Raw genomic sequence first — 24,129 nt, 5'->3', positions numbered from 1 at the left:
AGACAGTTTCTTTAGCTCTTTTTTCAACTATAAAAACCCGAAGTACGAAAGGTTTGTAGACAATGCAATTTTCATGGAAGTTTGTAAATCCTAAAGACAGATATGTTGTACTATATAAAGAAAAGCTATCAGAAATGGACCATAAATCGATTCAATATTTATATCAGCCACTTGTAGGAGGATTGGCTGTTTCTTTGTATATGACCTTATTAAACGAAGTCAATACAGGTAACATGTATTCCAGACAAACGACACATCGTTGGTTAATGGATGTACTTGGTTTACCTTTGGATGAGATATTTCAATACCGAAAAAGGCTTGAAGGAATCGGGTTATTAAAAACATATAAAAAAGCAACTCCTGAAGGTAATGTTTTTATTTATGAGATTCTTTGTCCTTTAAGTCCGGATAAATTTTTCCATGATGATTTGCTGCCTATTTATCTGAAGCAAAAACTAGAAGAGAGACATTACGAACGGCTGCTCACGATGTTTGCGGATAAACGTATACCGGATGATTATGAGGAAATAACACAATCGTTCAATGAGGTGTTTGCATCTGAATTTCGCAATCCAAAAGAAATCATCAGCTCGGAAACTGATCAAAACATGCAATTCTTCTCAAAGGACCCACAGGGATATAGCCATAATTTAATGGAGCAATTTGATTTCGAGTTATTATTTGCGACGGCTAAAAACAGCTTTATATCGAGAAAAGCGTTTACTCCAAATGTGATGGAATCCATCGCGATGCTATCGTATTTATATAAAATTAATGTAATGGATATGAGCAAGTTGATTTTACGCTGTCAAAATCAACATAATGAAATTGATATAGACGAACTTAGAAAATGTGCAAGGGAGTTTTTCCACATCAATCATGGTGAAGAAATGCCGACATTGATTGAACAGAAACAGCCTGAGTATGAACGTACGATCATAGAACCTAAAACACCCGAGGAGCATTTGCTGTATACTTTTGAAACAACCTCTCCGTTGGAATTTCTAGTTAGCCTTTCGCAAGGCGCAATGCCTTCCGACAATGATCTGGCACTTGTAGAAAAGGTCATGGTCAATCAAAAGCTTCCTCCTGGAGTCGTTAATGTCCTTCTGCACTATGTCATGTTAAAATCAGATATGAAATTGCAATCAAACTATGTGGAGACAATTGCTTCGCACTGGGCGAGGAAAAATATCACCACCGTACGTGAAGCCTATGAAATGGCTTTGAGTGAGCATAAGAAATACCAAACCTGGGCTAATGAGAAAAAGACGAAAACAAATAAATCAACACGCCGCACATCGGGTAATGCGAGGAAGGAAATCGTTCCTGACTGGCTGGATGAAACAAAGAAGAAAGAGCCAGTTGCTCAATCCACCGAAATTGCTGAGCGGGTAAGAAAACTCAAGGAAAAATTGCAAAATGAAAATTCTAAATAAACAGGAGGTGTATAAGGATGAAAAATATACAGGATGCACTGAATCAGCTCGGGAAGCGTGAAAACTTTCAACAAAGATTGGATGAAATGAGAAATATTGTTTTAAAAGATCCTGATGTCCGTTTATTTATAAATGAACATAGCAGTCAGCTGACAAGCGACATGATTGAAAAAAGCATGAATAAGCTCTACGAGTTCTCCACTCAAACGAAGACATGTGACGAATGTCCTTCTTTATCTGAATGTAAAAATCTTCTTCAGGGTCATCATCCGCACCTGTTTATTCAGGGGAAACGGATTGATGTTCGGTATGAACCCTGTCATAAAAAACGCAGGCAGGAAGAGAAGAATCGATTACGTAAGCTGATCCGTGCCAGCCATGTACCAAAAGAAATTGTGGAGGCTTCTTTTTCTAATTTGATTTGGGATGAGTATACGACCGAAGCACGTGTGGAGGCAGTCGAAAAGGCAAAGAATTTTGTTGACTCATATATAAATGGTGCTGGTCATAAAGGGCTCTATTTATACGGTGAATTTGGGGTAGGTAAAACCTATTTGCTTGGCGCGATTGCAAACGCACTATCTGAAGAGGGTGTCTCATCACATATTGTGTACTGGCCTGAATATTTAAGAGAATTAAAAGGGTCATTTGCGGAAAATTCCTATAACCAAAAGGTGGATGCCCTAAAGGAAGTTCCTATTTTGATGATTGATGATATTGGAGCTGAAACGATGAGTGCCTGGTCGCGTGATGATGTACTGGGGCCGATCCTTCAATACCGAATGCACGAAAATCTACCAACCTTTTTTACCTCCAATTTTAATATGAAACAATTGGAACACCATTTCACGTATTCTCAGCGTGGAGATGAAGAACTGGTTAAAGGTAAAAGGATCATGGAGAGAGTCCGTAATTTAACGGAGCCAATTGAAATGGACGGAAAAAATCGCAGAGATTAAAGAGAATAAGGGTTTGGCAAAGAGGCAGCTCGCAAAAAAGGGGCTGTCTCTTTTTAGATATTACTATTCCTTAATAAGCTAACAGACCTGGCATGAAATAAATTGACTGGAATTCATATGATATGTAGGCAATAGTACAGCGGCTCTGTACAGTCTGCCATGATGCTTTTATTTTACATCTAATTTTATCCATCCATTCTAAAGGGTTGCCATGTCCCATATACATAAAACTAGGAGTTCCGATAGTCTGGAGGGATAGGGTTGCTTACGATGTATTTTGATTCACAGGAAGAACAGGCTAATTGGCATGTTCGATTTAAGAACAGCGATTTTTTTATCCGACAGGCAATTCATTCTGTTCATAAGGATGGCCAAAAGTCTGTCTCCTTTCTTTGGGACCCGGATCAGGAGGAAATTTTTTGTCACGCACTCATTGATGCTTTATATACATTTTTCTCTACCTATCATCTGGAATGCAAAATTCGGGATGTGATTCGGGAACGCTTTTTATATGAGGATGAAGATGAAATTAGCCAGATTGCAGAAATCGCATTGCTCATGTGGGATGGTGAAGCTGCCTACTGCGGTAGCCATCACCTTTCAGAACAATTAAAAAAACAAGTCAAGTATCTCCTGCAGGAAGTAGTTAAACAAAGAATTGATTTTTCGTTTCGATCCTTATGGAATTTCCGTTTAAGGGATATCCATGAATCGCTTGTTACATTAGTTGGATTTGCGATTGATGAGTATAAGCTTGAGCAGGATTATCAGGAATTTATCTCTGTGCTAAGACGATTGATAGAGGAGCGGAATCCACAGATTGATGAAATTCATTTAGTTTATCATGAAGAATTTCAATTTTATAATCGATATTTTGAGCCAATTTCTAAACAAGATATTCTTAAAGTGATTGACCGTAAATTGATGGCTGAGAATCCTATGTTTATTGATTCAAACACCATTGCACCGCTGGTTTCCTTAGCACCGAAACGAATTCATATTTATGCGGATGATGAGGATAATCGTGTAATCACTACATTGAGGAAAATTTTCGAGGAAAGAATCCTTTTATTCCGAATCAGTTACTTCCATGAACAGGTTAAAAAGGTAGAAGAGCGTTCATAATGATAAAAGAATAGAAAGTGACTTGCTTTTGTCCTCATAAGCTTTTATAATAACCTACATACAAGTTTATAATTCGATAGGTTACGATAAGGACATGAGTGTTTTAAAAAGCTGTGAACAGAGAGGGAAGCCAGTGGCTGCAAGCTTCCTCATAGACTTGAAATGCTTACCGCCTTTGAACTTCAGCCAGGAAAACATATTTGGGTGATTATTGGCTGACGGGAACTCCGTTAAAAGATACAAGTGCCGGAAAAGCTGAACCATCAGCACCGGAATTTGGGTGGAACCGCGGGTTTGTTTAGTATACAATAGCTCGTCCCTTAATTTATCAGGGACGGGCTTTTTATTATGTAGAAAAAGGAGTGGCTCACATGGCTGAAATGATCAAAATTACATTTCCAGATGGCGCGGTAAAGGAATTTGAATCTGGAATTACAACTGAGCAAATTGCTTCTTCCATTAGTTCTGGATTAAAGAAAAAAGCAATTGCAGGAAAGGTAAACGGAGCATTATATGATTTGCGCCGACCAATTACAGAGGATGCGTCAGTAGAGATTGTGACTCCGGATCAACCGGAAGCCCTGGAGGTATTGCGCCACAGTACAGCGCATTTATTAGCACAGGCAGTTAAACGTATTTATAAAGATGTTAAATTCGGTGTAGGCCCAGTAATTGAAGGCGGCTTCTATTATGATATGGATCTAGAGAAATCCATTACACCGGAAGACCTTCCTTTAATCGAAAAAGAAATGAAGAAAATCATTAATGCGAATATTGATATTGTCCGTAAAGAAGTCAGCCGTGCTGAAGCGAAGCGTCTATTTGAAGAAATTGGCGATGAGTATAAGCTGGAATTGATTGATGCGATTCCTGAAGAGGAAACTGTAACGATTTATGAACAAGGTGAATTTTTTGACCTTTGCCGAGGTGTTCATGTACCTTCAACTGGCAAAATTAAAGAATTTAAGCTATTGAATATTGCGGGTGCCTACTGGCGTGGAGACAGCGATAATAAAATGCTTCAACGTGTGTATGGAACTGCATTCTTCAAGAAAGAAGATTTGGACGAGCATTTACGTCTGTTAGAAGAAGCGAAAGAACGTGATCACCGTAAAATTGGGAAAGAGCTTGATTTATTCATGAACTCTCAATTAATTGGACAAGGTCTGCCGTTATGGCTTCCAAAAGGTGCAACGATTCGCCGCGTCATTGAACGCTATATTGTGGATAAGGAACAAAAGCTTGGCTATGACCATGTGTATACACCAATCATGGGAAGTGTTGACCTCTATAAAACTTCCGGCCACTGGGATCACTATCAGGAAAATATGTTCCCAATAATGGATATGGATAATGAACAGCTGGTTCTTCGTCCAATGAACTGCCCGCATCACATGATGATTTATAAAAATGATATTCACAGCTATCGTGAGCTTCCAATTCGGATTGCTGAATTGGGTATGATGCATAGATATGAAATGTCCGGTGCATTGGCAGGCCTGCAACGGGTACGTGGAATGACATTAAATGATGCTCACGTATTTGTACGTCCTGACCAAATTAAAGATGAATTCAAACGTGTTGTTACTTTGATTCTGGAAGTATATAAAGACTTCGGCATGGAGAACTATTCCTTCCGTCTTTCTTACCGTGATCCGGCGGATAAAGAAAAATACTTTGATGATGATGCAATGTGGGAAAGAGCTCAATCCATGCTGAAAGAAGCAATGGATGAGATGGGTCTTGACTATTTCGAAGCAGAAGGCGAAGCTGCTTTCTACGGACCTAAATTGGATGTTCAAGTTAAAACAGCGCTTGGAAAAGATGAGACTCTTTCCACAGTACAGCTTGACTTCTTGCTTCCTGAACGTTTTGACCTTACGTACGTTGGAGAAGACGGCAAACAGCATCGCCCAGTTGTTATTCACCGTGGGGTTGTTTCAACTATGGAACGTTTCGTTGCGTTCTTAATTGAGGAATACAAAGGAGCTTTCCCTACTTGGTTAGCACCAGTTCAGGTTCAGGTTATTCCAGTATCTCCGGATGTTCATCTTGATTATGCAAAAGAAATTGAAGCGAGCCTTCAACGTGCAGGTTTACGTGTAGAAGTAGACCTACGCGATGAAAAAATGGGCTATAAGATTCGTGAAGCTCAAATGCTAAAAATCCCTTACATGCTTGTGGTGGGAGATCAGGAACAAGAAAATGGTAATGTTAACGTTCGTAAGTATGGAGAACAGAAATCAGAGACTATGCCATTTGATGAGTTCTTGACTTTGATTAAAGGTGAATTGAAATAAAACTCTAGATGATAAGGGGCCTATCCGAATTTGGATAGGCCCTTTTTATTAAGAAACCAGCTTTTGTGGTGGATTATATTATAATTTGCTATAAAGAAGAGCGCCTATGCTCTTCGTTTTTATACTTAAATTTCAAGGTACCTTCATGATTTACCGGCAAACTTGAAAGAGGGTTAAAAGCTGGTTTTCCCCATTATCCTTATCCCCATGATGAACATCTATCTAATAATAATAAGATTACTGCAAACTCAGCCTCTAGGCATTTTTCGCCATTCTGTACTATATGTGAAATTTTTTACGATAATTAACAAACAATAATCTAATTTTGTCCTGATTTTTTCTTTAATTCACAGGGTGTTCACTCTTAAATTCCCTCTGTAAAATGAAAGAGAACTAGCTGACACAAAAAAATGTAAGCGTATTAATTTTGTTGAACAGCTGAAAACTTAATGATTTAGTAACAGGTATATGCAATGAGCTTATTCTAATCAGATTACTCAAATTCGATTTTTCGATCTACTTTTTTTAAGAGGTATGCTGCAACTCAATTTTTGAAAAGGGTGATTATATATGAAATTTAGCAATGGGAATTGGCTGGATAAGGAAGGCTATCAGCTTCATTATCCAATGGAAGTATACGATCTGGAAAAAGATGATAATAAACTATCGATTTTTGCTCCGTTTACAAAAATTCTACATAGAGGAAAAACATTGGACGGAGGGTTAATGACCATTGAGTTATCTTCACCTCTTGAGGATGTTATTTCTGTCAAACTGCTTCATCATATTGGAGCACCGATGAGAGGGCCGGAATTTGAACTGGCAAAACAGAATCCAGACGTTTATATAGAGGAAGCGGATGAAGAGATATCGTATCAGAGCGGAAATCTGCGGGCTTCTATTAGAAAAAAGGGGGATTGGAATATTGATTTCTTTTCTGGGGATGAACGAATTGTATCCAGTCAAAGTATGGGGATGAGCTATATTTTGACTGATAAAAAAGAGCCCTATATGCGAGAACAATTAACATTAGATGTTGGGGAATTAATCTATGGATTAGGAGAAAGGTTTACACCGTTTGTGAAAAATGGACAAACGGTTGATATATGGAATGAAGATGGCGGTACAAGCAGTGAACAAGCTTATAAAAATATACCGCTTTATCTAAGTAATAAAAGCTATGGAGTTTTTGTGAACCATCCAGAGAAAGTATCATTTGAGATTGGATCAGAAAAAGTCTCTAAAGCACAATTTAGTGTACCAGGTGAAAGCCTGGAGTATTTTATTATAAATGGATCGACAATGAAGGATGTACTAGAAAAGTATACAACTTTAACAGGGAAGCCAAGCCTACCACCGGCATGGACATTTGGTCTATGGTTAAGTACGTCATTTACAACAGATTATGACGAAGAGACTGTAAATCATTTTATCGATGGAATGCTGGAAAGAGATATTCCATTGGATGTTTTTCATTTTGATTGCTTTTGGATGAAGGAATTTGAATGGTGTAATTTTGAGTGGGATAAGCGCGTTTTTCCTGAACCGGATAGCATGTTGAAAAGGCTGAAGGATAAAGGGTTAAAAATCTGTTTGTGGATTAATCCATATATCGGACAGAAATCTCCATTATTTAAAGAGGGACTGGAAAATGGTTATTTCATTAAGCGTAAGGATGGACATGTTTGGCAATGGGATAAGTGGCAGCCGGGGTTGGCGGTTGTAGATTTCACCAATCCTGAAGCATGCAAATGGTTTGAGGAAAAGCTTGAAGCTTTAATTGATATGGGGGTAGATAGCTTTAAAACAGATTTCGGTGAGCGGATTCCTACGGATGTTGTCTATCATGATGGTTCTGACCCGCAGAAAATGCATAATTACTATACGTATTTATATAACAAAATCGTCTATGAGTTATTAGAAAGAAAGCTTGGAAAGGGAGAAGCAGCTGTCTTTGCCCGATCAGCTTCTGTTGGAAGCCAGAAATTCCCTGTCCATTGGGGCGGAGATTGCTGGTCCACTTATCCATCAATGGCAGAATCATTACGAGGGGGCTTGTCTTTCGGCTTATCAGGATTTAGTTACTGGAGCCATGATATTGCGGGCTTTGAACATGGAGCTACACCTGATTTGTATAAGCGTTGGACTCAATTTGGCTTGTTATCCTCTCACAGCCGTTATCATGGTAATACTGAATATAAGGTTCCTTGGATCTATGATGAAGAAGCGGTGGATGTCACACGAACTTTTACAAAATTAAAAAATTCATTAATGCCTTATTTATACAGAATGGCACGTGAGTCAGCGGAAACCGGTGTTCCTATGATGAGGCCTATGATACTTGAATATATGGAGGATGAATCGTGCCATTATTTAGATCGCCAATATATGTTAGGAGATTCTCTATTAGTTGCTCCAATCTTTAATGAAGATGGAAAAGTAACATACTATTTGCCAAAGGGTAAATGGACAAACTTCCTGACAAATGAGGTCGTCGACGGAGGAACATGGCAGGCGGAGGAACATGGGTATATGACATTACCATTAATGGCAAAACCAAACTCTCTTATTGCGGTAGGCTCTGTTGATTCTACAGCAGTTTATGATTATGCAGAGGAAGTAACTTTTCATTTATTTGAACTGGAAGAAGGTAAAACCGTAAACTCACATATCTATAACCAAAATGGTGAGAATGTGTGCAGGATTACGATTTCCCGCTCAGGTAATACGTTAATCGTAGAAGGGGAGAGAGTTTCCAAACCATATTCACTCGTCATTCGAAATAGAAAAAGCGTCTTAGCTGTTAAGGGCGGGGAAAGTATAGAAACAGAACAGGGTGTATGTATCCATCCAAATGAAAATAGGGTAGTGATTGAACTATGATTCACCAACAAATTAAAAAAATTGTTTATGGCGGAGATTATAATCCTGAACAATGGCCTGAAGAGATTTGGCAGGAGGATATGCGGATTACAAGACTCGCAGATATAGACATCATGACAATTAATGTATTTGCCTGGGCTATGCTGCAGCCTAAAGAGGATGAATACGATTTCTCATTGCTTGATAGAGTGATGGATTTGTTGGCAGAAAATAAGATTTATGCATGTTTAGCAACAAGTACGGCTGTTCATCCAGCTTGGATGGCCAGGAAGTATAATGATTTGTTACGTGTGGATTTTGATGGCAGAAAACGAAAATTTGGATTACGCCATAATTCTTGTTCGAACAGTTCTTCCTACCGCCACTTTTCAGCAAGACTAGTAGAGGAAATTGCTAAGCGTTATCAAAACCATCCTGCTCTCACACTATGGCATGTCTCTAATGAATATGGAGGGGATTGTTATTGTGAAAACTGTGAAAAGGCATTTCGAGTTTGGCTGAGAAGAAAATATAACACGTTGAATGAATTAAATCGGGTCTGGAATACACGATTTTGGGGACATACATTCTATGACTGGGATGAAATTGTCCTGCCAAATAATTTAAGTGAGCATTTAGGAAACTCAGATTACACAGCCTTTCAGGGGATTTCACTCGATTATCGCCGTTTTAACTCTGATAGTATGCTGGAATGCTATAAATTGGAATATGACATTATCAAAAAATACACTCCTGATATAAAGGTAACCACTAATTTAATGGGAACATACAAGCCGTTAGATTATCAAAAGTGGGCGAACTATATGGATATTATCTCGTGGGATAATTATCCTGAGGTGGGATCTCCGGTAAGTAAGGAAGCAATGCGGCATGATTTAATGCGAGGATTGAAGCAAGGAGAACCATTTATATTAATGGAACAAACACCGAGTGTAACAAATTGGCAGCCATATAATGCCCTAAAGCGGCCTGGTGTCATGCGCCTACAAAGTCTTCAGGCTGTCGCTCATGGAGCAGATAGTGTGATGTTTTTCCAAATTCGTCGCTCTATTGGCGCCTGTGAAAAATTCCATGGAGCCGTAATTGATCATGCCGGACACGAACATACACGTGTATTTAAAGAGTGCGCTGAGCTGGGGAAAGAATTGACTGCACTTGGGGATACAATTATCGATTCAAGAGTGAAAGCGAAAGTCGCGATTGTTTTTGACTGGGATAACTGGTGGGCCGTGGAACTTTCAAGTGGTCCAAGCAGAGATTTGAATTATGAACAAGAGGTATGGAAATTTTATCATGCGTTATTTGAGCAAAATATTCAGGTTGATATCATAGCTGAGAATGATGATTTTAACTCGTATGAGGTTGTCATTGCGCCCGTTCTCTATATGACCAAGGCTGGTTTTAAAGAGAAAGCGGAAGCGTTTACTGAAAATGGGGGTTTCTTTATCACTACTTTTTTCAGCGGCATAGTCGATGAACATGATTTAGTCATAGGAGGAGGATATCCAGGCCATTTGCGTCATTTACTTGGGATTTGGGTGGAAGAAATTGATGCTCTGCCGCCTGGAAAAACGAATCATATTTTAATGGCTTCCTCTCAAAAAGATAGATACCAGCCATCCTATTCATGTTCATTGCTTTGTGATCTTCTCCACCTTGAAGGGGCTGAGGCATTAGCTTTCTATGGTGAAGATTTTTATAAAGGAATGCCAGCAGTTACTCGGAATCAATATGGTAATGGGTATGCCTACTATATTGCATCCAGTGTGGATCCTGAGTTTCTTCGTGATTTCCTGGAAAATGTATGCAGAGAGCGAAATGTGAAGCCGGTGCTTACTGCTCCAAAAGGAGTTGAAGTATCAAGACGCGAAAAGAATGGTGAAGAGATCATTTTTATATTGAACCATAATGAAAATGAGGAAATGATTCAGGTGGATGACTCCTATTTTGATTTGATTCATCAACGGGAATACTCCGGTTCAATAGCAATCTCAGGCAGAGATGTTGTTATTTTATCTAAGATTTAATGGAGAGAGGACAGGAAGCTGTCCTCTTCTTAGTAAGAATGGGGTGAAGGAAAGTGGGAAGTGAACCATTGAGAGGCTTCAGCAGGCATTGGACATATAGCGATAAGCCTGCTGATAAATGGGAATTTGCGAATGTATGTGGAAATGGAGAGCTGGGAGCCATACATTATGGGCAGCCACACAAAGAAACGATTATTGTGAACCATGCGGAATTATTTCTTCCAACTGGCTCGCCACAGACCATGCCAGATATGTCCTTTTATTTAGAAGATGTGAGAAGAATCAGCAAGAGTGATGGTTATAGAGCATCCCATCAATTCTTTATTGAAAAAGGGGAAGAACTGGGACATACAATCGTGGACACAGACCCATTCCATCCTGGATTCTTTCTAAATATTGAACAAAGCCAAACGGAAGGATTGCGTGAATACTGCCGTTATACAGATTTTGAAAAGGGAGAGATTGGTTCTTCATGGGAGAATGATGGAAATAGGTTTCAGCGCCGCCTTTTTTCCTCAAGAACCGATCAGCTTATAGCATTAAGTATTAAAATGGATGAACATCTGCCGTTAACTTGTTTAACCATAGATGAAAACAATCATCCTTTAATAAAGTCTAGATATGAATGCCTCCCTAATGACGTGTTAGTTGGAACTCATGATTACGTACATGGAAAAGGCGGATACTATACCTTTGTGCACATAAAAAATTGTGATGGAACGATACAGTGCACGCCTACTTCAATTGAAGCAAGGAATGCCAGTAAGTTACTGATATTAATGAAAATTATTCCATTCGCCGAACACAATGAAGATATGGTGAGAGAGGTATCGTCCTTATTTTCCGGTTTTTCCGATACATATGAAGCATTATTCGATTCCCATCAAGTAAAACACTCAGAAGTCTTTAACCGTGTCTCCTTAAATTTAAATGGCGGAGAAAAAAGAGGCTGGAGTACCGATCAACTACTGGCGGATGTTAAGGAAACTTCCAGTGTACCACCGGCATTATTAGAGAGATTATTTGATGCAGGAAGATATATGTTTATCTGCAGTGCCGGTGTACGTCCGCCAAATCTTCAGGGGATATGGACGGGAACATGGGAGCCTTCCTGGTCATCTGATTATACGTTAGATACTAATTTGCAATTGGCCATGGCTTCTGTTTTTAGCTGTAATATGCTTGAAGGCATTCACCCATATACAGCCCTGCTCGATTCTTATATGGAAGATTTTCGTTATAATGCCAGGATGCTCTTTGGATGTAGAGGCATTCTCTCAGGTGTTCGGGCTTCAAGCCATGGAAGGCATTTGCACTGGGGAGAATCTTCCTGGGGAGATCGAGAATGCGATACGTTTTTTGGCGCTTTTTGGACGTGCGGGGGAGGATGGCTTGCTCATTGGCTGTATGACTATTATTTGTATACTGGAAATCAGCAGTTCCTACGAGAACATGCATTACCGTTTATGTTAGAAATCATAGCCTTTTATGAGGACTTTTTATATGAGGAAGAAGGAATATATGTCTTTAATCCCTCTTATTCCGCTGAAAATGGAATCGCGTTTAATAGTACTCAGGATATTGCCGTAGCGAAAGAGGTTTTAAATCATACAATCGAGGCTTGCAGGGAGCTTGGAATTTATCAAGAATCTATACCGCATTGGCAGCAAATGATAGAAAAAATGCCGCCGTACCTGATTAATGAGGATGGGGCATTGAAGGAGTGGGCTGTATGGGATCATGATGATAACTATAACCATCGGCATTTTTCTCACCTATATCCGCTTTTTCAAAGCTATGAATTTTCCGATACCGAGACTCCTGAACTTTGGGAGGCATCCAAACGGGCATTGGAGCTAAAAATGGAACATTGGCTATATAACCCTGACACCGATACCTCGTCTCATGGCCGTATGCATGCAGGATTATCGGCTGCCAGATTAGGAATGGGAGATGTTGTGATTGATATTATCCGGATGATGGCAGCTGGCGGAGCTATCTATCCTAGTTTAATGACAGCTCATTATGACCATTTTAATGTGTTTAATGTTGATGTAAATGGATGTATTCCTGAGCTTCTGGTAAATCTCCTGGTTTTTTCATTGCCTGGGAAACTTGAATTGCTGCCAGCTATCCCTAAGAACTTAACAAAGGGAGCAGTCGAGGGCATTTTATGTCGTAAACGAATGAAGATATCGACTATGGAGTGGGATTTAGAAGAAGGAATTCTTTCCTGTACCTTACTTTCAGATATAAATCAGGAAATCTCTCTTTCAATTGAAGAAGAAAAAGGAAATTGGTTTTTAAACAATAATCAAAGAGATACATGGAAAATAAATTTAAAAGCAGGAGAAAATACTACACTTACATTTAAACAAAAGGAATAAGGAGGGACGGGTAATGAATTCAGGAGTTTTGGGTGGGACATATCGAGTATGCTTATGGGTTGTCAGACTGGCTTGGTCAAATATCATATGGATTTTCTTAAATCTTCCTGTTTTATATTTTTGTTTAAGCTTATTGAATGCTGAATATTTAAATATCACGTATATTCTTCTTTTAATCATGGGGTTAGTGCCAATTTTCTCTTTCCCTTCCACTGTCGCTTTGTTTGGAGTTGTACGGAAATGGGTGATGGGAGAAAGCGATATTCCGATTGCCACTTCCTTTCTTCGTTATTATAAGGAAAACTATTTCAGGAGTTTCATAGGGGGAATCGTGTTTACCCTTATGTGGGCTGGCTGGTTTATGAATTATATTAGTTTTGTCAGTCAACAGTCCGTTATATTTCTTGTTCTCTATGCTTTTTTTACGATGATTCTCCTAACATGGACTTTATATTTTTGCTGCTATACCGTTCATATTCACGATCGGCTCTTACAATCTATCAAAAATTCTTTCATCATGTCCGTTGGACGACCGATTTCAACCCTTGGGGTAGTCATGGTCACTGCGATATTAATTTATATTAGCATTGGTTTTACGTTTTTATGGCCATTCTTTACCGGAACGATATTGGCGTTTTTATCCTTTAGCTTTTTCTATCGGATTATTGAGAAAACCATACACTATCAAAATCAAACTAGAGATAGTGGCTTAGACACAATAGAAGAAAAAACAACCTAAATAAAGGCTGGGCTTTTAATCGATTATTTGTTTTTGATAAGAAAAAGAATCTGTTGATGGGAGTTGGAGTTGAAGATGAAGACGGAATATACATATCTCTTTCAGAATATAAAAGCTTTACTAGAGGACAGGGTGAAAGATCTGGTGTCTCAGCTGACATTGGAAGAAAAAATTAATCAAATGTGTCAGTACCAAGATGCTGTTCCGAGATTGGGAATAAAAAAATATAAGCATGGAACAGAAGGAGCTCATGGTATTGCTTGGCTGGGGGAAGCTACCGTGTTCCCGCAAAATATCGGCTTGGCCTGTACATGGAATGTAAATCTAATGAAGGAAATTGGCTCTGTCATTGGAGATGAGGCGAGAATTTTTTATCAAAAGGATCCAGAACATAATGGATTAACAATTTGGTCTCCAACGGTTGATATGGAAAGGGATCCAAGATGGGGTAGAACCGAAGAGGCCTATGGGGAAGATCCTTGCTTAACTGGTAAACTGACAACAGAATTAATCAAGGGTATGCAGGGGGAACATCCATTTTATTTGAAGACAGCCGCTACATTAAAGCATTTTCTGGGAAATAATAACGAGGTTAACCGTGGAGAGTGCTCAGTCAGTCTCGATCCCCGTAATTTAAATGAATATTATCTGAAAGCTTTTGAAAGGCAAATTAAAGAAGGAAAAGCACAATCGATCATGACTGCCTATAATGCTGTTAATGGAACTTTATGTAATATGAATCCTGATGTTAACGAGATTATAAAAAAGGAATGGGGAATGGATGGCTTTGTTGTAAGTGATGCTGGAGATGTACTTGGTTCAGTTAATGAGCATCACTATGTTGAATCCTATTCAAAGGCGGTTGCATACTCCATTAAAAATGGAATTGACAATATCACAGATGATAAGGACATAACGGTACGAGCCATCCGTGATGCTTTGGAACAGGAATATCTATTGGAAGAAGATTTGGATAAGGCTCTTTGCAACACCTTTAGGGTGAGATTTCGTCTTGGTGAGTTTGATTCTGATGGGGAGAATCCTTATTCATATGTTTCTGCAGAAAAATTAGCCAGTAAGGAGCATTATGAGCTATCTTTGAAGGCTGCCCGGGAATCTATTGTATTGCTTAAAAATAATGGAATCCTTCCATTGAAAAATAAAAAGGTTGCCGTAATCGGTCCTTTGGCAGATGAAGTGTTAACCGATTGGTACAGCGGTACACCACCTTATTCAATCACACCGCTTGAAGGTATCAAGGGAAAAATCGGTGAAACAATTCCCTACGCTGATGGAAGCAATCGCATAAGGCTCAGTATTACGGAAAGCGGAAAATCGATAGGGGTTAACCCTGATACCGGCTTCTTGCTTGCAAGTGAGAATGAAGGAGATGTATTGATTCATACGGACTGGGGATGGGGGAGTGAGACGCTTCGCTCTGAGAAAAATGGCAAATTCATTACCGTAGATGACGATCTTCATTTAAAGGCTACCGCTGATGAAGCAAAAGGGTGGTTTGTAAAAGAAGTATTTACTTTTTCTCAAAAGGAAGAAAGCATGGAGATTCTTTCCTGGGATAACCAGCCTATCCAATTGTCTGATGATGGATCCATTATTCAGGCCGAAGGTATGCCTGCCGCATTGTTCTCCTATAACATAACCGAGGATGGTATCCAAAAAGCTGTGGAAGAGACAAGCAAAGCAGATACAGCTATCATTTTTGCTGGTAATAATCCTTTTATAAATGGAAAGGAATGCATTGATCGTCCGGATTTGACATTGCCGCCTGCTCAGGAAAGGCTCATCCAAGAAGTACTTAAGGTTAATTCAAATACCGTCGTTGTTATTGTTGGAAGCTATCCTTATGCTGTTAACTGGGTTAATGAACATGTACCTGCCATTATATATACATCTCATGCAGGACCGGAACTAGGCCGCGCAATAGCTGATGTGTTGTTTGGGGATTACAATCCAGCGGGACGTTTACCAATGACATGGTATCAATCTGTCAACCAGCTGCCTGAAATTATGGATTATGACATTATAAAAGGAAAGCGTACCTATCAGTATTTTGATGGGGAAGTATTGTACCCTTTTGGACATGGATTATCTTATTCACAGTTCGAATATAAAAATTTGGAACTATCGAAAGAAAGTGTAACGAAAGAAGAAGTTTTACATGTGACGGCAGAGATCAGCAATAGAAGTGATCTGGATGGTGATGAAGTGGTCCAGTTGTATGTGCGATGTAATCAGTCTAAAGTAATTCGGCCTATTAAAACGTTAAGGGACTTTGAACGGGTGCATATTAAAGGCGGAGAGACTAAAAAAATAATCTTATCAATAGAGGTAAAGGATCTGGCATACTGGGATGTGGCAGAAGAACGTTTTCTATTGGAGGATGGAACATATACAGTCATGCTGGGCAGTTCATCCAAAGCTATTCAGTTGGAAAAAACAGTTGAAATAACAGGAGAAACCCGTACAGAAAGAACATTGAAGGGCAAAGTAAACTCTGTTCATTATGATGATTATTACTCAGTCAAAATGGTTGAGTGCATAGAAGGACGGCATGCAATTCAAAGTATTGGCTCTAGTGGTTGGATTATGTATAAAGACGTTAAAATAAAAGCAAATAACAGAATGATGAAAATACGGTTGGCCAATGGCGGAAAGCAAACCGATATTGAAGTGAGGACATGTAAGCCGAATGGAAAGCTTTTATGTACCCTTCAGGCTCCAAGTACAGGTGGGTATCAAGCTTGGACTACAGTGGAAAAATCATTCATGGACATCGAAGAGGACAAGGTAGAAGATATCTATCTCTTATTTAAAGATGAAGTGGCTATTCATTGGTTAACAATAGAGTAATAGGAGAAAAAAACACTATAGTCAAATATAGTGTTTTTTTACGTTTATCGATAATTGGTATAGAGTGAGCATATGGATAAATATAAAATAAATAGGAGTTATTACCATGAGGTTTTGCATAATCACTAATTATGACATGAAAAATCATAAAAAATATACCACTTTATTTGGAAAATTCTTTAAAAAATCTCATGTATAATATATTTATATATGTAAGCGCTTACTATTTGTTGGAGGTTCGTTGATGATAGCGTATATTACTCGCAAATTAAATAATATGAAATTAAGAGATAAGTTGATTATATCCCTGGTTATTCTGGTAGCGATTCCGATTAGTATAGTTGGTCTATATTTAACTCAGCAATTGCGAAATGGGGCTATTGAAGACGCCATCAGTGAATCGAAAATGAATATGGAACGAATGAAAAAGAGAACGGCTGAGGTTTTAAAAGTACCAATCTATATATCTGACAACCTTCAGTTTGATCAGCAGCTGGATACGGTCGCAAATACCTCTTATGATTCGCGTTATCAGGTTGTAGAAGCCTATGAAAATTATAAGCTATTTACATATTACCTTGAATACTATAATGAAATCTCGACAATTCGATTTTTCATGGATAATCCAACGATGTTAAATAATTGGGAATTTATACCTATTGATGAAGAGGTAAAAAAAGAAGAATGGTATCAGGAAACAACGAAAAATCCTGATTTAATGAGATGGTATTACGTCAATGATTCAACTAAGGATAATGGGCCCTATTTATCACTTGTGAGACGTATTAATTTTCTTAAGACTAATACATACGGGGCGCTTGTTATAACAGTGAATACTTCAGAGTTGGAATGGATATTGAATCAGGAGACCCTGAGGGCAATGATTGTTGATGAGGAGAATAATATTGTAGCCTCCAATCAGAAAAAGCATATGGGACAAAAGCTTTCCAGTGTCATCCCTTCATTAGAAAAGGTAAGTGAAGAGGATGGATTCAAAGTTTATGAAGGTAAATTAAATGGCAAAAAATCTGTGGTTATGGAGGATTCCTTACTGGAACAAAGTCAAGATCATTTACGGATTATATCAGTTATGACAGAAGACCAAATGATGAAAGATGCCAATAACATCAGTATGATGGGTTTTTTTGTTACCCTGCTTGGATTTACATTAGCTGGCGTATTAATTTCCATTGTATCAATCCTTTATTCTAAGCGGGTTTCTAAATTGAGCAAGCAAATAGATTTGGTTTCAGCCGGTGATTTATCAAGCATGATTGAAGTGGATGGGGAAGATGAAATTGGTACATTATCCAAGCAATTTAATCGAATGGTGGCAAATCTGCGAGAGCTCATTGGCAAGGTGGAGGAAACGAATAGGCAGAAAAGTCTGTTGGAAATTAGGCAAAATGAAATCAAAATTAAAATGATGGCCAGCCAGATAAACCCGCATTTTTTATTTAACACATTAGAGTCTATTCGGATGAAAGCCCATATGGAGGGAGCGAAGGATGTGGCGAATGTTGTAAAAATGCTTGGCAGAATGATGCGCCACAGCTTGGAGATTCAGGGTCAAAAAATTCCTCTGTCAAAAGAATTGGAAATGGTGAATCTCTATTTGCAAATACAGAAATTCCGCTATCAGGACAGGTTGGAATATGAGCTGGATATAGAAGAAGAAGCTTTGACCGTGCTGATTCAGCCATTAATCATTCAGCCCTTGGTTGAAAATGCTGTTATTCATGGATTCGATTTATTAGATAACGGTGGAAAAGTGTGGGTGACAATCGAGAAAAAAGAGTGTGATTTAGAAATCATCGTTTCTGATAATGGGATTGGTATTTCGGAACAGAGGTTAATGGATATTCTTCAATCCATTAACCATCAAGAAGAGGGGAAACATATAGGGCTGAGGAATGTCCATCAAAGGATGGTGCTCATTTATGGAGAAGAATATGGTCTTTCTATTCAAAGTGAGCTTAATAAAGGAACCGTTATACAATTTAGAATTCCAATAGGGAGAGATAGCCATGTTTAATGTATTGATTGTTGACGATGAACCTATGATTCGTGAAGGCTTAAAAACTCTGATCAATTGGGAGGAATACGGTTTTCGAATCATTGCATTGGCTAGAAATGGAAAGGAAGGCTATGAGGAATACTGCCGGTGTAAACCCGATTTAATGATTGTAGATATTCGTATGCCAGAGATGGATGGTATTTCCCTTATTGAGTTAATACGTGCAGAGGATAATGATATTTCTTTTATTGTTCTGAGTGGCTATTCAGATTTTGCTTATGCCAAAAGGGCAATCAAAGCAAAAACAGCGGGTTATTTGCTTAAGCCAATTGACGAGGAGGAGTTGATTCAGTACCTGATTGACTTGCGTCAAAATATTGAGGAAAGGAAACAATGGTCCAGTTTGATTCAGGCTGAGTACTGTCACGAAAGGGATGAATTTCTCGCTTCCTTATGTCTGAATGATTTTAAAGAAATGGCTAATGTTCAAGAAAATCTTCATAAGTTTGAATTGGAGGATAGCGGATGTCAAATTTTATTAATTCAGTGCTATGAGAATGGGCAGAAAAAAATAAAATCAGAGTTAGTATCCTTCTTCGAGGATTGTAAAAAGGGCGTTGTTTTTACGATAAATGGGTATGCAGCTGTTTATTTGAGATCAGATTATTCATTTATTTCTCGGACTGACATGATCAAGCAAAAATTAATGAAACAGATTCATCCGTTTTGTAAAAGTATTGCATTGGGAGAATTTATGCCGAGTGTATACGGTATACAGGCATCCTATCAAACAGCACTTACCTTGATTAAACATCAATTTTATTTTGAAAAAGGACAAATATTAACAAAGAGCCATAGAAAAGAGTTGGATAGCGCCCATGGGATTTTAAAAGAAGAACTACTGCTAGATGAATATTTAAACCGCCTTTATTATGCGATAGATGTTGTTAATATTGATACTTGCAGAACTGTTATAGATGAACTTGGAAGAGAAATGATGCATCGAGATTTTTCGGAACAGCAAATAAAGAAACAGTTTATTTACATCTATACCCATACAATGAATAAGCTGTTGCAATTAAATTCTTCCATTGGTTTAGATTCAATGAAGGTTAATGATTGTGCCACTGATATTTATAAAATCGAAACTATGTCTGACTTAATCGAATATATTTTTCAACAGTTTGAGTCTATTATAAAAAGAATTGATAATGGGTTGACCGGTACACAAATGAAGAAAATGATTGATTTAATTCATAAGAATTATAATCAAAATCTCCGGTTGGAAAGTCTTGCTGGGGTATTCAATTATAATAGTGCCTATCTTGGAAAATTATTTAAAAATTATACCGGTGAATATTTTAATACGTATTTAGATAAGGTCCGTATTGAAAATGGAAAAATATTATTACAAAAAGGTTTAAAGGTTTATGAGGTTGCCGAAAAAATTGGGTATGCCGATGTTGATTATTTTCATAGAAAGTTCAAAAAATATGAAGGGATCTCACCTTCTGCCTACCGAAATCATACTGGGTAATAGTACCTTGCCAAAGCTATGTTGATGAATGCTTTGGCTTTTTTATTTTACCTTGCATATATATGAACTGCATATCTAAAATTTTCACCTGATTTTCTCCTAAATCTGTATGGTATTACCACCTTTTTGATTCGGTTATCATTAATGTAAGAAAAGGGGGAGGTATCAATGCAGACGGCAGAAAAGAAAGCGCATACAATTATGAAGGCAGCTCCTACAAGAACGCAAAGAATGTGGACGTCAATAAAAAATCAAAAGTATTTGTACCTTATGTCATTGCCATTTGTTGCGTGGGTGTTTGTTTTTAACTATATCCCTTTATGGGGTTGGACAATGGCTTTTCAAAATTTCAAGCCAGCCAGATCATTTATGGAACAGGAATGGGTGGGATTTGACCACTTTATTGCACTCTTTCAGGACGAGAGGTTTTTTCTTGCTTTACGTAATACGCTTGCAATGAGCTTAATGGGTCTGATACTTGGATTTGTTATCCCTATTATATTTGCCATTTGTATTAATGAAATACGTAAGAAGGCATTTAAACAAACGATCCAAACTGTATCATACCTTCCTCACTTTGTTTCTTGGGTTGTAGTAGCAGGGATTGTAACAAAAATGCTTTCGGTCGATGGGGGAGCCATCAATCAGTTGTTGACTACAACAGGTATTTTGGATGAACCCTATCAATTTATGACACAGGGAAATTTATTCTGGATCATTGTTACATTATCCGACCTTTGGAAAGAGATGGGCTGGAACTCAATCATCTTTTTAGCGGCCATGGCTGGAATTGACACTCAATTATATGAAGCAGCAAAGGTGGATGGAGCAAGCCGTTTGAGGCAAATATGGCATATTACCTTACCGGGTATTCGGCCGACCATCTTGGTTGTTTTGATTTTATCGATTGGTCATTTGATTTCCATTGGCTTCGAAAAACAATTCTTGCTGGGTAATGCTACTGTTGTTGATTATGCAGAGGTTTTAGATTTATATGCCTTAAACTACGGTATTGGTCTTGGAAGATTCTCGTATGGTACGGCAATTGGGATATTCAATTCTTTAGTCAGCATCATTTTATTATTCTTAGCAAATGGCATTTTCAAGAGATTTACAAACCAAAGTGTAATGTAATGGGGTGAGATAGTGAGTAGCAAAGGAGTTAACGTGAGACCCAGCCGGGACGACCGAATATTCGATATTTGTAATTATATCTTTCTAACACTTGTATTCGTCGTTACCCTATATCCATTTTTGAATGTATTGGCTATATCCTTTAATGAGTCGAATGACACGATTCAAGGGGGAATTACGATATTCCCAAGAGAGTTTACGCTGGAAAACTATAAAACTATTTTTCAGTACGATAATTTGGTAACAGGATTTGTTAATTCAACACTTCGTACCATAATCGGAACTGTACTTGGAGTATTATCATCAGCAATGGTGGCTTTTACTTTAAGTCGTGCTGATTTTAGTGGACGTAAATTTGTTTCAACGATCTTGGTTTTAACCTTGTATTTCTCTGGGGGATTAATTCCTGGATATATGCTTATGAGAGATTTAGGCTTAATCGATACATTCTGGGTGTATGTATTGCCTGGTATGGTTAATGCCTTCAATATCATCATTGTTCGGTCCTTTATGGATGGATTGCCATATGCCTTACAGGAATCAGCAAAAATTGATGGCGCTAATGATTTTACTATTTTTTGGAGAATTGTATTGCCGCTGTGTACGCCCGTTTTAGCGACAATTGCTTTATTTGTAGCAGTTGGTCAATGGAATTCCTGGTTTGATACGTATTTATATAATAGTTCAAATGAGAGTTTAACAACCTTGCAATATGAATTAATGAAAATCTTACAAAATACGACTGTTAGTGCCAGTGATCCTAATGCTTATCGGACTTCGAGCGGTGAAGCAGCTGCTTCATCTGTATCACCGGAATCCATCAAAATGGCGATTTCAGTTGTCACTATTGTTCCTATTCTGCTAGTATACCCGTTCCTACAACGCTTTTTTGTACAGGGTATGACATTAGGTGCCGTAAAAAGCTGATTTAAGTTAAAACAGATCATGATCTGTTTGACAATAAATGATAAGGAGAAAAGAGAATGAAAACAAAAACGAAATCAGTACTAATTCTTTTGATGGCCGTTATGTTGGTGATAACTGGTTGTAAGGATGATAGTACTTCGAGTCCGAAGGAAGAGACAACTGGGCCTGTTACTTTTTCTTTATTTAGCGCTGATCCGCATTCTCAATGGGATAAGATGGAAAGTCCGGTGAGCAAAGCAATCAAGGATAAAACAGATGTGACAATTGATCCTGAATTTGATGTAAATGGCGGAGATCAGAAAATCTCGCTTATGATTGCAAGCGGGGAGTATCCGGATTTAATTTTACCAAAAGGGAATGCTGGTAATTTGGTTGATGCAGGAGCTTTTATAGACCTGACAGATTTAATTGAAGAACATGCACCTAATTTAAAGAAAATTTATGGTGATTATTTAAATCGATTGAAATGGAGTAATGAAGATGAAGGGATTTATATCCTTCCAACTGCAGCTGTTGATCAGACGTATTTCGAGCCAGGCACTGGGTTTATGCTCCAGCATGATGTTGTTCAAAAATTAGATTATCCTGAAATCCGCACAGTGGAGGATGTAGAGAAGGCTATTAAGGAATATAAGGCTAAATATCCAACGATTGATGGAAAGCCAACGATAGGTTTATCCCTACTGGCTGATGACTGGCGCATCCAGATATCTACCACAAATCCTGCATTTTATGCAACAGGTGCACCTGATGATGGAGAATTTTATATCGATCCAAAATCACATGAAGCAAAATTACATTATCGCCGGGCTGAAGAAAAAGAATATTTCCGCTGGTTAAACCATATGAATGATATTGATTTATTGGATAAGGAAAGCTTTGTACAAAAATACGACCAATATTTAGCTAAGATTTCTTCTGGCCGTGTTCTTTCCGTAACCGATACGGATTGGCAGATTGGCGATGCAGACCGTGCGCTGCGTGAATCTGGAAAAACAGAGCGTATGTATGGAATGTATCCTGTAACACTTAATGAACAATTCAAACATCATAATTTCCAGGATACTGGCTATCTAGGCGGATGGGGCATCGGGATTACAGTAGATAATGAGGATCCGGTACGTGCCATTAAATTTATCGATTATCTTGCCTCTGAAGAAGGACAGATTCTTCAAAACTGGGGAATTGAAGGGGAGCATTATGAGGTTGTAGATGGTAAACGTGTCATCTCGAAAGAAGAAATGGATCAGCGTAATAGCAATGCCAATTATGTAAAGGAAACTGGTATTGGTGCATTAAAAGGCTTTGCTCCTTATTACGGGGATGGAATAACAGATTCAACTGGACAAACCTTTTCAATTGCCAGTAGAGAGCAAATCAAAGACGGCTATACTGATGTTGAAAAAGAAGTACTTTCTAATTATGGCGTAGAGATGTGGGCCGATTTGTATCCACAAAAAGAAGATTTCCCTGTAAAAGAATGGGGAGCAGCTTTTAATATGGCAGTCCCTTCAGGTTCTGATACGGAGCTTATCATGCAAAAGTGTCTTGATATCGTGAAAAAACGGATTCCAGAAGCTATTCTGGCAGATCCAGATAACTTTGATAAAGTGTGGGATACCTTTATGAAGGATTTGGAAAAAGCGGATGTCGAACAAGCTGAAAAGGAATATACCAAACTAATAAAAGACCGTATTGAGCTATGGAATAAGTGATATTAAATCATAACTGTCCTCCTGAATCTTTATAGGAGGACAGTGTTTTTAACTAACAGGCTATATAAA

General features: G+C 38.2%; 14 protein-coding genes. All 14 read left to right on the top strand.

Features of this window, described 5'->3' with window-relative positions; translation table 11 throughout:
* The first annotated feature begins 62 nt into the window (after nucleotides 1–62).
* Nucleotides 63–1,439 (top strand): replication initiation and membrane attachment family protein, encoded by a 1,377-nt coding sequence (locus AC4G3N_RS15985; protein WP_066108866.1) that lies wholly within the window; start codon nucleotides 63–65, stop codon nucleotides 1,437–1,439.
* A gap of 17 nt (nucleotides 1,440–1,456) precedes the next feature.
* Complete coding sequence (gene dnaI / locus AC4G3N_RS15980; protein ID WP_066108861.1) at nucleotides 1,457–2,398, top strand: primosomal protein DnaI; 942 nt, start codon at nucleotides 1,457–1,459, stop codon at nucleotides 2,396–2,398.
* Between the two features lie 270 nt (nucleotides 2,399–2,668).
* Complete coding sequence (locus tag AC4G3N_RS15975) at nucleotides 2,669–3,523, top strand: putative sporulation protein YtxC (protein ID WP_254654738.1); 855 nt, start codon at nucleotides 2,669–2,671, stop codon at nucleotides 3,521–3,523.
* A 371-nt stretch (nucleotides 3,524–3,894) separates the two neighbouring features.
* Complete coding sequence (gene thrS / locus AC4G3N_RS15970; RefSeq protein ID WP_491090624.1) at nucleotides 3,895–5,823, top strand: threonine--tRNA ligase; 1,929 nt, start codon at nucleotides 3,895–3,897, stop codon at nucleotides 5,821–5,823.
* A 570-nt stretch (nucleotides 5,824–6,393) separates the two neighbouring features.
* A complete protein-coding gene (yicI, locus tag AC4G3N_RS15965; RefSeq protein ID WP_491090622.1) occupies nucleotides 6,394–8,706 on the top strand; it encodes an alpha-xylosidase in 2,313 nt (770 codons plus the stop codon).
* Complete coding sequence (locus AC4G3N_RS15960; RefSeq protein ID WP_491090620.1) at nucleotides 8,703–10,733, top strand: beta-galactosidase; 2,031 nt, start codon at nucleotides 8,703–8,705, stop codon at nucleotides 10,731–10,733. The genes yicI and AC4G3N_RS15960 overlap by 4 nt, the downstream gene beginning before the upstream one ends.
* Before the next feature lie 53 nt (nucleotides 10,734–10,786).
* On the top strand, nucleotides 10,787–13,120 hold the full coding sequence (locus tag AC4G3N_RS15955) for a glycosyl hydrolase family 95 catalytic domain-containing protein (protein ID WP_491090618.1): 2,334 nt from the start codon (nucleotides 10,787–10,789) through the stop codon (nucleotides 13,118–13,120).
* 13 nt (nucleotides 13,121–13,133) lie between these two features.
* Entirely contained in the window at nucleotides 13,134–13,859 is a 726-nt protein-coding gene (locus AC4G3N_RS15950; protein WP_491090616.1) for a YesL family protein, read from the top strand.
* Between the two features lie 75 nt (nucleotides 13,860–13,934).
* A complete protein-coding gene (locus AC4G3N_RS15945) occupies nucleotides 13,935–16,730 on the top strand; it encodes a glycoside hydrolase family 3 C-terminal domain-containing protein (protein WP_491090714.1) in 2,796 nt (931 codons plus the stop codon).
* A gap of 244 nt (nucleotides 16,731–16,974) precedes the next feature.
* Complete coding sequence (locus tag AC4G3N_RS15940) at nucleotides 16,975–18,765, top strand: sensor histidine kinase (RefSeq protein WP_491090614.1); 1,791 nt, start codon at nucleotides 16,975–16,977, stop codon at nucleotides 18,763–18,765.
* Nucleotides 18,758–20,284, top strand: a complete 1,527-nt coding sequence (locus tag AC4G3N_RS15935; RefSeq protein ID WP_066108837.1) for a response regulator transcription factor — start codon at nucleotides 18,758–18,760, stop codon at nucleotides 20,282–20,284. Before AC4G3N_RS15940 ends, AC4G3N_RS15935 begins: the two co-directional genes overlap by 8 nt.
* Before the next feature lie 201 nt (nucleotides 20,285–20,485).
* On the top strand, nucleotides 20,486–21,418 hold the full coding sequence (locus AC4G3N_RS15930; protein ID WP_225983735.1) for an ABC transporter permease: 933 nt from the start codon (nucleotides 20,486–20,488) through the stop codon (nucleotides 21,416–21,418).
* A 12-nt stretch (nucleotides 21,419–21,430) separates the two neighbouring features.
* Nucleotides 21,431–22,345: a carbohydrate ABC transporter permease gene (locus tag AC4G3N_RS15925; RefSeq protein WP_491090612.1), complete on the top strand. Its 915-nt coding sequence runs from the start codon at nucleotides 21,431–21,433 to the stop codon at nucleotides 22,343–22,345.
* Nucleotides 22,346–22,401: 56 nt separating this feature from the next.
* Nucleotides 22,402–24,060 carry an ABC transporter substrate-binding protein gene (locus AC4G3N_RS15920; protein ID WP_140462235.1) on the top strand — a complete coding sequence of 553 codons (1,659 nt, stop codon included), beginning with the start codon at nucleotides 22,402–22,404 and terminating at the stop codon, nucleotides 24,058–24,060.
* Nucleotides 24,061–24,129 lie beyond the last annotated feature (69 nt).

Source organism: Bacillus sp. z50 (assembly GCF_058313585.1).
This window is presented reverse-complemented; position numbering and strand designations above follow the sequence as displayed.

Excerpts from the sequence above, each read along its gene's own strand:
- AC4G3N_RS15975 (WP_254654738.1), top strand. The coding sequence starts at position 2,669 with ATGTATTTTGATTCACAGGAAGAACAGGCTAATTGGCATGTTCGATTT.
- AC4G3N_RS15950 (WP_491090616.1), top strand. The coding sequence starts at position 13,134 with ATGAATTCAGGAGTTTTGGGTGGGACATATCGAGTATGCTTATGGGTT.
- yicI (WP_491090622.1), top strand. The coding sequence starts at position 6,394 with ATGAAATTTAGCAATGGGAATTGGCTGGATAAGGAAGGCTATCAGCTT.
- AC4G3N_RS15920 (WP_140462235.1), top strand. The coding sequence starts at position 22,402 with ATGAAAACAAAAACGAAATCAGTACTAATTCTTTTGATGGCCGTTATG.
- AC4G3N_RS15945 (WP_491090714.1), top strand. The coding sequence starts at position 13,935 with ATGAAGACGGAATATACATATCTCTTTCAGAATATAAAAGCTTTACTA.
- thrS (WP_491090624.1), top strand. The coding sequence starts at position 3,895 with ATGGCTGAAATGATCAAAATTACATTTCCAGATGGCGCGGTAAAGGAA.
- AC4G3N_RS15985 (WP_066108866.1), top strand. The coding sequence starts at position 63 with ATGCAATTTTCATGGAAGTTTGTAAATCCTAAAGACAGATATGTTGTA.
- AC4G3N_RS15960 (WP_491090620.1), top strand. The coding sequence starts at position 8,703 with ATGATTCACCAACAAATTAAAAAAATTGTTTATGGCGGAGATTATAAT.
- AC4G3N_RS15930 (WP_225983735.1), top strand. The coding sequence starts at position 20,486 with ATGAAGGCAGCTCCTACAAGAACGCAAAGAATGTGGACGTCAATAAAA.
- dnaI (WP_066108861.1), top strand. The coding sequence starts at position 1,457 with ATGAAAAATATACAGGATGCACTGAATCAGCTCGGGAAGCGTGAAAAC.
- AC4G3N_RS15935 (WP_066108837.1), top strand. The coding sequence starts at position 18,758 with ATGTTTAATGTATTGATTGTTGACGATGAACCTATGATTCGTGAAGGC.
- AC4G3N_RS15940 (WP_491090614.1), top strand. The coding sequence starts at position 16,975 with ATGATAGCGTATATTACTCGCAAATTAAATAATATGAAATTAAGAGAT.